The sequence below is a fragment of the Massilia sp. YIM B02769 genome, assembly GCF_030411995.1.
Classification (GTDB): domain Bacteria; phylum Pseudomonadota; class Gammaproteobacteria; order Burkholderiales; family Burkholderiaceae_D; genus Telluria.
Genome location: NZ_JASNRC010000001.1, coordinates 515,417 through 527,840, shown reverse-complemented (window position 1 = coordinate 527,840; position 12,424 = coordinate 515,417). Strand labels below are relative to the sequence as shown.

The window sequence follows — 12,424 nt, the reverse complement described above, 5'->3', positions numbered from 1 at the left end:
AGCAAACATGGCGAACAAGGCACTCGCGACCCGGCAAAAGATGCGTCTGCGCGTCGAGCCGTCGCAGCAGTTCGGCAAGCCGCGCAACCCGATCGCCGCACTGGCCAAGGCCCGCTCGGCAGGGGCGCACGCCAAGCCGTTGTCGAGCGAGCGCCAGGATGCCAAGCGGCAGTTGAAGAAAGTGAAGCTGATGGCGGACGAGGAGGAGTAAGTTCTCCGGGAGTTTCGGTTCCGGTATTCGGGATTTTGCATGTCGTCGGGTTTTTATCGACACGAAAGACCGCGTGGACTCGGGAGTCCACCCTACGTAAGTCGCTTTTGTAGAGTGGGTCATTGATGCTGGGAGCATCAATGACGTGTCCACGCGGTCTCCTCACTTGAACAGAGGCGCACCACACTCCAACTGCGGACGCTGGCATCGCCAACGTCCTCGCCCGTCATCTTGCCTGTCTAACAATTCACCTGTACATTGTGCGGCGCCACCGCCATTGAACAGGATTCCCATGAGCTCACCCGAGCTGATCGTCGACGTGCTGCGCGCCGAGCTGCGCGCGGCGAATCTCACCTACAAAACCCTGGCCGAACGCATCGACATGAGCGAGTCGAGCGTCAAGCGCCTGTTCGGCCAGAAGGACATGCCGCTGTCGCGCCTGGCCCAGATCTGCCAGGCGGCAGGCATTGCCCTGGAAGACGTGCTGCGCCGCGCTGCCGATGCCCGTCCGCAAGCCGACGCCCTGACCCTGCCCCAGGAAACCGCCCTGGTCGCCAAGCCGCACCTGCTGCTGGTGGCGATTTGCTGCCTGGGACACTGGACCTTCGAGCAGATCGTCGACAACTACCGCCTGACCCAGCCCGAATGCATCGCCGCCATGGCCGAGCTCGACCGGCTGGGCCTGATCGAGCTGCGTCCGCTGAACCGCTATGGCATGCGCGTCTCGCATGCCTTCCACTGGCTGCCGGACGGGCCGGTACAACAATTCTTCCGCGAGCACATGGTGCCGGATTACTTTGCGGGCCGCTTCGATGGGCCGGGCGAGACGCTGATGTGCTTGCCTGCGCGGCTGTCGCCGGCCAGTGCGGCCGAGGTGGCGCAGAAGATTGCCCAGTTGGCGGCCGAGCTGGCACGGTTGCACAAGCATGACCGCAGGTTGCCGGCGGAGGAGCGGGATGGAATGAGTTTGGTGGTGGGGTTCCGGTCGTGGGAGTTTGCGGCGTTTACGGCGTTGCGGCGATAAAAGGCCATTGCGTAGCAGCTCGCCTGGACCTGGCCAGCGCAGGTGACCGTAGGGTGGGCAGCGCGCTGCCCACGCGTAAGCCAGCAAAGAGACGACACCCGAGCTTGCCGAAGAATTGGCGACGTGTTGGCGTATGAAGGGATCAGCGCTAACGTGTATCTTTCGAGCCTGATCAGGACGCTTCAGCCAACCATTACGTGAAAGCCGCAGATGACGCGACGTTCCGCGTGGGCAGCGAGCTGCCCACCCTACGGTTGCGGTTGCGGGCCACGCGACCGTTTGCGGGACGCGCTTTGCCGCTCGTGCCGAACGCCCTTACAGCGCGAACGCCTTACTGCGTCACCGGCTGGTCGCTAGACGGCTGCCCCATCACCCGCGTCGGCGGCGGCATCTGCGGCTGGGCCGGTGCGCCATTGCCTTGCACGGCCTGGTTGTACTGGTTGTAATTCGCGGCGGCCGGCGATGGCGGCGTTTCCTGCGGCGGCTCTTCGTTCGGCCCGACCACCGGGTCGACTTCGCCCGGCGGCGGTGGGCCGCGCACCACGGCGCCCGGTGCGGTTTGCGGCTCGACCGCCGGCATGGCGCCGACCGGGGCGGCCTGCATAGTCGGCGCTTGCGGCGGCATGGCGGCGCCCGACAGCGGGATCGCCGGCTTGGTGTCGGCCATCAATTCCACACGCTTCATGACGCCGCCATCGGACAGCATCACGTAACGCGGGTGCACTTCGCTGATGGTCACGCCCGGCGCCAGTTCGCGCCCGACTTTCAGGGCCTTCGGCGGCTGGCCGTCGGCAACGATGATGGCCACGCTGTCGCGGCCAGCCGAGACAATGCCGGTCAACTGGTAATTGCTGACGGCGACAGTGGCGGCCTGGCCGCCGAACAAGGTTGCGGCGGCATCGGGCGCCGGCTCGGGGATGCCGGCCGGTGGCGCCGCGGCAAGTGGAGGCTGCTTTGGCTTGTACAACTGCATGGCCCAATAGGTGGCCGAGACCGCCAGGAAGACCAGCGCAAGCAGGGTGAGAAGGATGGGCAAACGCTTCATGATGTCCTTGTTAGCGCACCAGCTGGTTGATTTCAATGATCGGCATCAGGACGGCCAGCACGATCAGCAGCACGACCAGGCCCATGGCCAGGATCAGCACCGGTTCGAGCAGGCCGGCGATGGTCAGCGTGCGGCGTTCGAGGTCGGCCTGCTGCGAGTTGGCGGCGCGTTCCAGCATGGCCGGCAGTTCGCCGGTGATCTCGCCGGCGCGGATCATGTGCACCAGCATCGGCGGGAAATGTTTTTGCGCCGACAAGGCCCGCGCCAGGCTGACGCCTTCGCGCACGCTGCCCGTCGCCTGTTCGACCAGCTCACGCATCGCAACGTTCGATAAAGTTTCGCGACTGGTGTCCAAAGCGCGCAGGATCGGCACGCCGGACCCGGTGGTGATCGCCAGGGTGCTGGCGAAACGCGCCGTGTTCAGGCTGCGCTCGAACTTGCCGTAGACGGGCGCGGTCAGCAGCCAGGTGTGCCAGCGCCGTTTCAGCACGGGATTCTTCAGGGCGTTACGCCAGGCAAACCAGGCGCCGACCAGCGCCAGGCCCAGCACGATGCCCCAGGCACGCATGAAGTCGGACACGGCCAGCATCACCACGGTGAGGAAAGGCAGCTTCTGCTTGGTGTTCGCAAACACCGAGACGATCTGCGGCACCACATAGGTGAGCAGGAAGATCACGATGGCGAACGCGACCACGGTAACGATGGCCGGATAGGTGAACGCAAGGCGCACCTTTTGCACCAGCGCATTGCGGCGCTCGATGTAGTCCGCCAGGCGCGACAGCACCTTGGCCAGCTGGCCGATCTGTTCGCCCGACGCCACAAGGGCGCGGTAGATCTCGGCGAAGTCGCGCGGGTGGTGCGACAGCGCTGCCGAGAAGGAAATACCGCCCATCACTTCCGAGCGGATCGAGGCGATCAGGTCGCGCAAATACGGCTTTTCGGCCTGTTCCAGCAGGGCCGTGAAGGCTTGTTCCAGCGGCAAACCGGCTTCCAGCAGGCTGGCCAGCTGGCGCGTGAACAGCGCCAGTTCGTTTTGCGACAGGCGCTCGCCGATGCCGCGTGCGCGGGTGGCGCCGGAGGCATCGACCTGGGCCGCGATGGCTTCCACGCTGAGCGGGGTCAGTCCCTGGGTGCGCAGGTCGGCACGCGCGGCGCGTGGGCTGTCGGCGTTGACCACGCCCTTGCGCGTGGCGCCGCCCGTATCGACGGCTTCGTAACGGAATGCCGGCATGGCCTCAGTCCTTCGTCACGCGCAGCAATTCCGCCTGCGTGGTGACACCTTCGCGCAGCCAGCGTTCGCCGTCTTCGCGCATGGTTTTCATGCCGCTGGCCTGGGCCGCCGTGCGGATCTCGGCTTCGGAGGCCTGGTTGTGGATTTGCGCGCGGATGCGCTCGTCGGTTTCCAGCAACTCGTAGACGCCCACGCGGCCCTGGTAGCCGGTGTGGCCGCAGCGTTCGCAGCCCACCGCATGCCATTGCACGCCATCGCTTTTCTTACACTGTGGACAGAGCTTGCGGACGAGGCGCTGCGCCATCACGCCCAGCAAGGACGACGACAGCAGGAACGGTTCGATGCCCATGTCGAGCAGGCGGGTGACGGCGGCGGCGGCATCGTTGGTGTGCAGGGTCGCCAGCACCAAGTGACCGGTGAGCGAGGCCTGGACCGCGATCTGCGCCGTTTCCAGGTCGCGGATCTCGCCGATCATGATCACGTCCGGGTCCTGGCGCAGGATCGCGCGCAGGGCCTTGGCGAAAGTCATGTCGATGCGCGCATTCACCTGGGTCTGGCCGACGCCGTTCAGGTCGTACTCGATCGGGTCTTCCACCGTCATGATGTTGGTAGTCGAGGCGTTCAGGCGCGACAGCGCCGCGTACAGCGTGGTGGTTTTACCGGAACCGGTCGGACCCGTGACCAGCACGATGCCGTGCGGCTGGTTGATCAGCTTGTCGAACTGCGGCAGCAAATCGGGACTCATGCCCAGGTGCGACAGATCGAGGCGGCCGGCTTCCTTGTCGAGCAGACGCAGCACCGCGCGTTCGCCGTGGCCGGTCGGCAAGGTGGAAACGCGGACGTCGACCGGTTTGCCGCCGATGCGCAGGGTGATGCGGCCGTCCTGGGGCAGGCGTTTTTCCGCGATGTCGAGCTGCGACATGATCTTGATACGCGAAATCAGCGAGGCATGGATGCCCTTGCGCGGACGCACGATGTCGCGCAGGGCGCCGTCGATGCGGAAGCGCACGACCGAGGTCTGCTCGAAGGGTTCGATGTGGATATCGGAGGCGCCTTCGCGCAACGATTGCGTGAGCAGCGCGTTGATCATGCGGATCACCGGCGCGTCGTCGGACGATTCGAGCAGGTCTTCGATGGCCGGCACATCCTGCAGCAGGCGCGTCAGGTCGAGGTCGGCGTCGAATTCGTCGGCCACCTGGTTGGCGTCGCCGCCGGCCGAGGCATAGGCGCTGGCGATGGCGTCGTCGAGTTCGCTGCGATCGAGGCGGCGCAGGGCGATGCGCCCGAAGCGGCGCGACACTTCGGCGATTGCCGCCGGCGGCGTGCTGTTCGAGATCAGCACTTCGACGCTCTGCGCCGGGTCGTCGCCGGCGCGCGCCAGCACCCCGTGGTCGCGGGCAAAGGCGTAAGGCAACAAATTAGTCATGGCGTGTTACTTCCCGTTCGACGGCTGCACCGGGCGGTACTGGGGTACCGGCTCGGATGCGGGCGCCTGGCCGGCAGGCTGGTTTTGCTGTGTCGGCTGGGTGCCCGGCCCCATGGCGGCGCCCGGACGCACAGGCGGCGGCGCCGGCGGCGGCAGCGTGGCCATGTCGCCGCCCGCAGGTGGCTGGCCATTGGTTAAGGGAGGCAGGACCGGCGCGCCCAGGTTGCGCATCAGGATCGTATCGTCCTGCGGCTGCGAGGAAATACCCAGGGCGCGCATGTATTCGTAGCGGTCCATCGAAATCGTGTTGTTCTGTTCCTTGCTGCGCACCACGACCGGGCGCAGGAACACCATCAGGTTGGTCTTGTCGCGGGTACGCGAGCGGTACTTGAACAGATTGCCGATCACCGGGATGTCGCCCAGCCCGCGCACTTTTTCCTCGCCGGTATTCGAGTTGTCCTGGATCAGGCCACCCAGCACGATGATCTGGCCGTCGTCGGCCAGGACGTTGCTTTCGATGGCACGCACCGTGGTCACGATGCCTTCGGTCCGCGTAATGGAGCTGTCGATGCCCGAATTCTCGTGGTAGATCGACAGCTTGACGACGCCGCCCTCGGAAATCTGCGGGCGCACTTTCAGCAAGAGGCCGATGTCCTTGCGGTCGACGGTCTGGAACGGGTTGTTGGCGCCGCTCGTGCCCGTGGTGAACGAACCCGTGATGATCGGGATGTTCTGACCCACCTTGATGGTCGCCAGCTCGTTATCGAGGGTGATCATGTTCGGTGTGGACAAGATGTTGGCGTTGCCGCCGTTTTCAAGGGCGCTGGCCACCGCACCCAGGCCCAGCTCGCCATTCACCTGGCGGAAAACGCCCAGCGTCAGGCCCGGCAGCGAAGGGATGGTGGCGTTTTCGCCGGTCAGGCCGTTACGCGCGGCAGCGGCCAGGTTGATCAGGTTGTTGGTGCCGGTGGAGTTGAACGACTGCACGCCGCCGACGCGGTACTTGCTGGCATTGTCGCCCGACAGACCGAGCCATTGCACGCCGAATTCCGACGCTTTACTGGAGGTCATTTCCACCACCAGGGCTTCGATGTAGACCTGGGCGCGGCGCACGTCGAGCTGGTCGATGACGCCGCGCAGGTTGCGGTAGATGGCGTCCGGCGCGGTGATGATCAGGCTGTTGGTCGAGGCGTCGGCCTGGATGAAGCCGGAACCCTGGCCACCGCCGGCGCCGGCCGCCGTGGCCTGGCCCTGCTGGGCGTAGGTGTTGCCGGTGCCGCCCATGCCGATGCTGCTCTGCTGGCCTTGCTGGCCGCCGAGGTTGCTGCCGGTGCCGCCGGCGCCGCCCTGGGCGCCGGCCTGGATGTTGCCGCCGGACGTGCCCTGCTGCTGCACCGGCACCGCCGAGGCGTCTTGCGAGACCACCGCGCGCAGGGTCTGTGCGACGCGGCTGGCGTCGGCGTTCTTCAGGTAGACCACGTGGATGTTGCCGCGCTCGGTGGTCGGCTGGTCGAGCTTGGCGATCAGCGACTTGGCGAGATTCGCACGGGCCTGCGACGGCGCGCGCACCACGATGGAATTGGTGCGCGGATCGGCCAGCACGGCCACGCGGCCGGAATCGCCGCCGGCAGCCGGTTCCATCAGGCGCCCGACCAGGGTCGCGATGTCGCTGGCGATGCCGTTACGGATAGGCACGACGTCGAGGTCGGCCGCCACCGGCGCGTCGAGCGCGGCGATGATGCGCGACAGGCGGCGCAGGTTGTCGGCGTAGTCGGTGATCACCAGGCTGTTGTTGCCCGGATTGGCCATGATGGAATTGTTCGGCGAGATCAGCGGGCGCAGCACGGCGACCAGGTTGGCGGCCGATTCGTATTGCAGGTGGTAGATCTGGGTCGCGATCTGGTCGCCCTGGGCGCGCGAGCCGCGGGTACCGACCTGGGTCGGCGAAGACTGCAGCTTGGCCTCGGCTTCCGGTACCACCTTGGCATAGCCTTCGCCGGTGGTGACCACCGCGTAGCCCTGCAGGCGCAGGGCCGAGGTGAGCAGGCCGAAGGCCTGGCTCTTGGTCAGGGATTTTTCCGACTGCAGCGTCAGCGTGCCCTTGACGCGCGGGTCGACGATGAAGGTCATGCCGGTGTAGTGGCCGACGGCCTTGATCACCGATTCGATGTCGGCGTTCACGAAGCTGAGGGCGGCGGAGTTTTCCTGCGCAAAGGCAGGCGCCGGCGGCAAGGCCGTGGCGAAGGCGCAGCACAGCATGGCGCCGGCGGCGATGCGGCGCAGCGACGGCGAAGTGGACATGCTGGCAGGGGTGCGACGGAAGGATGTTTTCATTATCTGAACTCGAGTGCGATTATGTTTTTACCGTTCACCATGCGGCGCTGCCCGAGCAGGTTCAGCATGTTGCCCAGCGTGTCTTCGTAGCCGTCCGCGGCCGACGCCTGCCCTGAAAAGCGCAGGCGCCCATTCTGTAATTGTCCCGTTCCCGACAGCAGCAGCGCTCCACGTACCGTGGTGAGCACCAGGTCGGCCTGCGGGCCACGCCAGTCCATCGCCATCTCGTAGCTGCCCAGCGGCCGGATCGGCGCCATGCGCGAGCCCATGTCGGCCATGCTCAGGACGGTGCGTCCGGTCACCCTGACATTGTTCGCTTCGCGCACCAGGTCGAGCCTGTTCCACGACAAACGGATCGTCCCCGAGGGCGCCAGCGTGTTCAGCGGCGCACCCAGCCCGGCCAGGCCTTCCGCCGGCAGCAACAATTGTCCGGCGCTCACCTGCCACGCACTCCAGCTGCCCTCGACCAATACCGGCTGGGCCAGCGCCTGCGGATTTTCCAGCGTCATGCTTACCTGGCCGAACAGCACCAGCGGCGACAGGCGCCAGCTGAAGCGCCCTGGCAACAGCGGCGTCACCGCCCCGCCGGCACCCGGCGCGCCGCCCACGAAAGCTGAGCCGTTCCAGAGCGTACCTTGGGCATCCCCCAGAGTCAAACGACCGCCGGTCTGGCGCTCGACGATGTTACCGAGCCAGCTGGCGGGCAGGAAAACCAGCACCGTCAGGGCCACTGCAAGCGCAACGACGCCACCCCACAACAGGACACGCCTCATCGGGCACCGGCCCCGGTGTCCTGGCGCAGGGTCAGGCTGGCATCGACCTGGCCGGCGGGATCTTGCGCGGTGAAGCTTGCTTCCTGAACGGCGATGCGGTTTTCGCGGCGCTGGGCGTCGAGCCAGACCAGCAGGTTGGCGAACGAGGTGGCGTTGACCTGCATGCGCGCGTACTCGCCGGTGAGCGAGAGCGAAGCGGGCTTGATGCCGCGCGCCGCGAGGCTGGCGTTCAGCGTTTCCTGGGTCATGGGCGTGACCGGCACCGGGGCCTGCCCGGCCAGGCCGCGCGCCTGCTCGGCCATGCCGGCGAGTTCGGCGGACTGCTGGCGCAAGGCCGGCAGCGAACGCTGGAGCTGGGCCCGGCCCTCGACGGCCGGTTCGACCAGCACCATGTAGAGCAAGGCCAGGACCACGACGCCAAAGCCGGCCGTGAGGAAACGCCGCTCCTGGTCGGTGCGTGCGATCCAGTAGGCCTGGGCGCGCTCGCGCACCCCGCCGATTGTGCTGCCCAGACTCATGGCTTGGCTCCTGTGCTGCGCACCGTCCAGTTGGCGGCCGCGGTTTCTTCGATACTCAGGTTACGTGCGGACAAGGACGCGCGCAGCTGCTGCAGCGCGCCGGGGTCGACCGTTTCCGGTTTGACGCGCAAGTGCAGCGCTCGTTCCTTGTACTCCATTGATGTAATTCCGGGCGGGCGCGGCATTTCCCGTGTTGCGTCGCCCAGGGCGCCGGCCAGGTACAGGAATTCGTCGGCGCCGATCTGGCCGCTGCCGGCCTGGGCGCGGCTGATGTGCAGGCGCATCTGCGCCACCGGATCGGAAATCGGCTCGTTCGGATACACCGAGCGGTAGGTTTGCGTCATCTGCTGGCGCACCGCGTTCGATTCGCCGCGCAGGCGCAGCCATTCGATGTTCAGGCCGGCCAGGTTCACCGCCACGCCCAGGAAAGCCAGGGCGATCGGCACGCGCCAGCGGCGCCAGTCGCGCTGGCGGGCGCCGGCGGCGCCGAGGGCGGGAACCAGGTCGAATCCGGTGCTCTTGGCGCCGTTCACCCAGTGCGCCCAGTCGTCGCCTTCGAGCTGGACACCGGGGCCGGCCTCGGCCAGCAGCACGCCGTATTCGCCCAGCTGTTCGCGCGGCACGTACAGGATAAGCGGGGCGTCGCCGGCCAGGGCGCGCGCGGTCTGCAGGGCGGTGGCGGGATTCGCGTCCAGCGCCAGGCCCAGGCCGCCGAACTGGCTGGTGCGCAGCAACAGCTCGTTGCCGCCGATCGCGGCGCTGACGCCACCCGGCTGCAACGGCAGGCACAGCTGGGCGGGCAGCGCCACCACGGCGCGCGCGCCCTGCCCCAGCAGGATGCGCACCAGGGGCTCGAGCCAGTCGCGCTGGACCACGGCCACCGGACGGGTGCCGTCGCCGGCCTGCGGGCCGGCCATCAGCACGCAGTCGAGCGGGTCGCCGAGGATGTGTTCCTCGACCAGGCCGGGCAGCGCCGCGCGCAGCTTGTTGCCGGACAGCGGAGGGGCCTGCACGGAAATCAGGTTGACGTCGGCGCCGGCCAGCAGCAGCACCACGCGGCGGCTGGCGGCAACCAGGTCGGTGAGATTGCGCAGCGTGCCTTCGCCCTGCTGCTCGATGGCGCCGGCATCGCCCACCACGGCAAAGCGGCAGGCGGCGCCTTCGCCTTCGGCGCGCGCGGGATGCCGGATATAAAGTGTAGTCAAACCGTCTCGCTTTCTTCTAATTTTGACGCACCCAGACCACCGTGATGCTGCCCGGCCCGAAGGACGCGGCGCGCTTGATCAGCGCTTCGGCGTTCAGGGCGCCACGGTCGAGCCGGATGCGGCTGGACACGATGAAATAGTCGCTATGCACACTGATCGAACCCGGCACCGGCGTCTTTCCGCCGAGCTCGGTCATGAAATACTGCAAGTCGCGCCAGGGACTGCTCTTGCGCCGCTGCACCAGTGCATTCGCCTCCGACAGCGAGAAATTCGGGATCACCGCGGCCAGCACTTCGGCCGGCGCGGTGTTCACGTTCACCGGCGTCGCCTCCGGCAAGACCGTGACGAAGGGGCGCAGCTTGTCCACCATCTCCGGCGTAAAACCTTTTACTGCCAATAAATCCTCGACTTCCAGGAAGCGGATCGGCGTGCCGATGCCTTCGCGCGAAACCGGCTGGGTCTGCGCCGGCACGCCGGAGGTCGTTCCGCCGCCATCGTCGGTACCGCCCGTGCCCTCGCCGCCGTCTTCGGCATTGTTGGTCTGGGTCGGCTGGTCGCTCTGCTTGCCGACGGTGTCGCCCACTTCCTGCCCGGTGATGGGGTCGACCGTGCCGGTGGCAAGCGCCACTGGCGCTCCGGCCGCCACCAGGTTGGCCGTGGTCTTGGCCAGCGCCGGGTTCATCTGCAAATTGGTCAGCAGGCGCGTCAGGATGCCCATTTGCTGCAGGTCGATCCGGCCGTTCCTCGTCAAGTTGGTGAGATTGTAACGCGAGGTGGCGTCCATGATGTTGCCGGACAGGCTGGCATCGAATACTTCGCCTTCGACCCGCTCGCGCTCGATGTACTGGTCGAGCCGGGTTTCGGCCAGGGGCGTGGCCCAGACGTGGGTCAGCGCGGTATGGTCGCGGTGGTCGATGGCGTCCTGGCGCAGCACCAGGCTCGACCAGTCGAGCGCGCCGCGCAGGATCCAGCGCGTCTGCAAGTTCAGGCGCTGGTTTTCCATCGAGCGCACCTCGACCTGCTGCTGCCAGAACAGGCTGGCCACGATGGTGATGGCGAGCGTGGTCAGCAGCAAGGCGGTGATGACGGCGACGCCGCGCTGGTAGGCCTGGCGATAAGGGCGCATCAGATGCTCCCCAGCAGGAAGGATTTGGTGAGCGGCTGCGGATAGCCGCGCGTGCGCAGCACCACCTGCAAGCCGGTGATGGCCAGGGCCGATGCGCTCGTCACCGGCGCCGGCGGATTGGTTTCCACCTGGGGCCGCCAGGCGCCGTTCTGCCAGACCAGCACCGCCATGCCTTCGATGCCGCCTTGCAGCACGACCGGCGGGGTGCTGTCCATGTCGGTAATCGCCGCCTGCCACAGCGCGTCGAGCTGGGCCAGGTCGCGGGTGGCGATCGATTCGCGCCGCAGCAATTGCTTGTTCACCAGGCGGTAGGCGATCACCTGCAGGCGCGCCGGTTCGTTTTCGTTGAAGACGGTGCGCACCAGGGTGATGCGGCCCTCGTTTTGCTGGAGGAAGGGACGGCGCCCGAGGATGCTGGCGTCGGCCGCGTGTTCGCAGTCGCTTTGCAGCTGAGCAAAGGCCAGCTGCATGCCGCGCGTGGTTTCCATTTGCTCGGTGAGCGAGGTACGGGCGCGCACGATGCCGTCCAGGCCGCGCCAGCCGAGCACGGCCACCATGGCCAGGATGCCGATCGCCACCAGCAGTTCGATCAGGGTAAAGCCGCGCGTGCGCCTGTTCATCGCGGCCTCAGGACCAGCTGGACCAGCTTCAGGATGCGCCGCTCCGGATTGGCGGCGTCGACCACCGAGACTTCAACCCGGCGCAATTGCGGGTTCGGGCTGACCAGCACCTCCTCGTGGCAGATCAGCGGCAGGTCGCCCTGCCCGCAGGCATAGCTGCGCTTGCCCACATCGGGAAATTCGCGCCCCAGGCGGATCTGCACCAGGCGGTTCTCGGCCGACCAGGTGGCCATCATCGAGGCGCGCAGGCCGGCGCTGTTCTGGGCCAGGCTGCCGATGGCGCGCAGGCCGGCGCCGAGCGCGGTGCCGACGATGACCAGCGCCACCAGCACTTCGAGCAGGGTAAAGCCGCGGTCAGGACGGGTGTTCATTGGGCGCCTTCGCTGCCAGGATCGACGACGGTGAAGTGGCCGACGCCGTCGGCCTGGATCGCCACGCTGTAATTGCCGTTGGCGATGGTTAGACGGAAAGGCTTGTGCACGGGTTCGCGCCCGAAGGTGATGCGCAACAAATCATTGCTGGCGCTGCCGGTGTTGGCGATCGGCGGATCGAGCAGCAGGCGCAGCGGTGCGTTGCGGAAGGGCCGTTCGCGCAGCAGGTCGTCCTGGTTCATCGCGGTCCAGCCGGTTTCGTTGCGCACCATGAAGCGGTAGCGCTCGGGCGTGGCCTCGAAGGCCACTTCGCGGTTGCGCACGATGGCTTCGTCGCGCGCGATCTGCAGCAGCAGGGTCAGGCGCTTGGCCTCGTTGTCGAGATCCTGGCGCGGGCTGGGAATGGCGTTGAGCGACGCCATGCCCAGCGTAATGCCGATGATGACCATCACGACCAGGATTTCGACCAGCGTAAAGCCGGCGCCGGCAAGACGCTTGCGGCCGGTGTTGCTGCGCGGCGCCGCGACGGCAGCCATGGTC

At 67.0% G+C, this 12,424-nt stretch carries 13 protein-coding genes; 2 read left to right on the top strand and 11 right to left on the bottom strand.

Features of this window, described 5'->3' with window-relative positions; translation table 11 throughout:
• Window positions 1–7 precede the first annotated feature (7 nt).
• On the top strand, window positions 8–211 hold the full coding sequence (locus tag QPK31_RS02490; RefSeq protein ID WP_290421352.1) for a hypothetical protein: 204 nt from the start codon (window positions 8–10) through the stop codon (window positions 209–211).
• Window positions 212–503: 292 nt separating this feature from the next.
• Window positions 504–1,235 (top strand): helix-turn-helix transcriptional regulator, encoded by a 732-nt coding sequence (locus QPK31_RS02485; RefSeq protein ID WP_290421351.1) that lies wholly within the window; start codon window positions 504–506, stop codon window positions 1,233–1,235.
• A gap of 331 nt (window positions 1,236–1,566) precedes the next feature.
• Here the strand turns inward: QPK31_RS02485 and QPK31_RS02480 are convergent, their stop codons facing one another.
• The 11 genes from QPK31_RS02480 to QPK31_RS02430 are packed head-to-tail and all read right to left on the bottom strand — an operon-like array spanning window position 1,567 to window position 12,420.
• Complete coding sequence (locus tag QPK31_RS02480; RefSeq protein WP_290421350.1) at window positions 1,567–2,280, bottom strand: type II secretion system protein N; 714 nt, start codon at window positions 2,278–2,280, stop codon at window positions 1,567–1,569.
• Window positions 2,281–2,290: 10 nt separating this feature from the next.
• A complete protein-coding gene (gene gspF / locus QPK31_RS02475; RefSeq protein WP_290421349.1) occupies window positions 2,291–3,511 on the bottom strand; it encodes a type II secretion system inner membrane protein GspF in 1,221 nt (406 codons plus the stop codon).
• 4 nt (window positions 3,512–3,515) lie between these two features.
• Window positions 3,516–4,937, bottom strand: a complete 1,422-nt coding sequence (gspE, locus tag QPK31_RS02470) for a type II secretion system ATPase GspE (protein ID WP_290421348.1) — start codon at window positions 4,935–4,937, stop codon at window positions 3,516–3,518.
• Between the two features lie 6 nt (window positions 4,938–4,943).
• Entirely contained in the window at window positions 4,944–7,238 is a 2,295-nt protein-coding gene (gene gspD, locus QPK31_RS02465) for a type II secretion system secretin GspD (RefSeq protein WP_290421347.1), read from the bottom strand.
• A 32-nt stretch (window positions 7,239–7,270) separates the two neighbouring features.
• Window positions 7,271–8,044: a type II secretion system protein N gene (gene gspN / locus QPK31_RS02460; protein WP_290421346.1), complete on the bottom strand. Its 774-nt coding sequence runs from the start codon at window positions 8,042–8,044 to the stop codon at window positions 7,271–7,273.
• On the bottom strand, window positions 8,041–8,562 hold the full coding sequence (locus QPK31_RS02455; protein WP_290421345.1) for a type II secretion system protein M: 522 nt from the start codon (window positions 8,560–8,562) through the stop codon (window positions 8,041–8,043). The genes gspN and QPK31_RS02455 overlap by 4 nt, the downstream gene beginning before the upstream one ends.
• A complete protein-coding gene (gene gspL, locus QPK31_RS02450) occupies window positions 8,559–9,767 on the bottom strand; it encodes a type II secretion system protein GspL (RefSeq protein ID WP_290421344.1) in 1,209 nt (402 codons plus the stop codon). The genes QPK31_RS02455 and gspL overlap by 4 nt, the downstream gene beginning before the upstream one ends.
• A gap of 16 nt (window positions 9,768–9,783) precedes the next feature.
• On the bottom strand, window positions 9,784–10,893 hold the full coding sequence (gene gspK, locus QPK31_RS02445) for a type II secretion system minor pseudopilin GspK (protein WP_290421343.1): 1,110 nt from the start codon (window positions 10,891–10,893) through the stop codon (window positions 9,784–9,786).
• Window positions 10,893–11,513 (bottom strand): type II secretion system protein J, encoded by a 621-nt coding sequence (locus tag QPK31_RS02440; protein ID WP_290421342.1) that lies wholly within the window; start codon window positions 11,511–11,513, stop codon window positions 10,893–10,895. Before QPK31_RS02440 ends, gspK begins: the two co-directional genes overlap by 1 nt.
• Window positions 11,510–11,884 carry a type II secretion system minor pseudopilin GspI gene (gene gspI / locus QPK31_RS02435; RefSeq protein ID WP_290421341.1) on the bottom strand — a complete coding sequence of 125 codons (375 nt, stop codon included), beginning with the start codon at window positions 11,882–11,884 and terminating at the stop codon, window positions 11,510–11,512. The genes QPK31_RS02440 and gspI overlap by 4 nt, the downstream gene beginning before the upstream one ends.
• The gene (locus QPK31_RS02430; protein ID WP_290421394.1) at window positions 11,881–12,420 is read right to left on the bottom strand and encodes a GspH/FimT family pseudopilin; all 540 of its coding nucleotides are present in this window, start codon (window positions 12,418–12,420) and stop codon (window positions 11,881–11,883) included. Before QPK31_RS02430 ends, gspI begins: the two co-directional genes overlap by 4 nt.
• Between the last annotated feature and the right edge of the window lie 4 nt (window positions 12,421–12,424).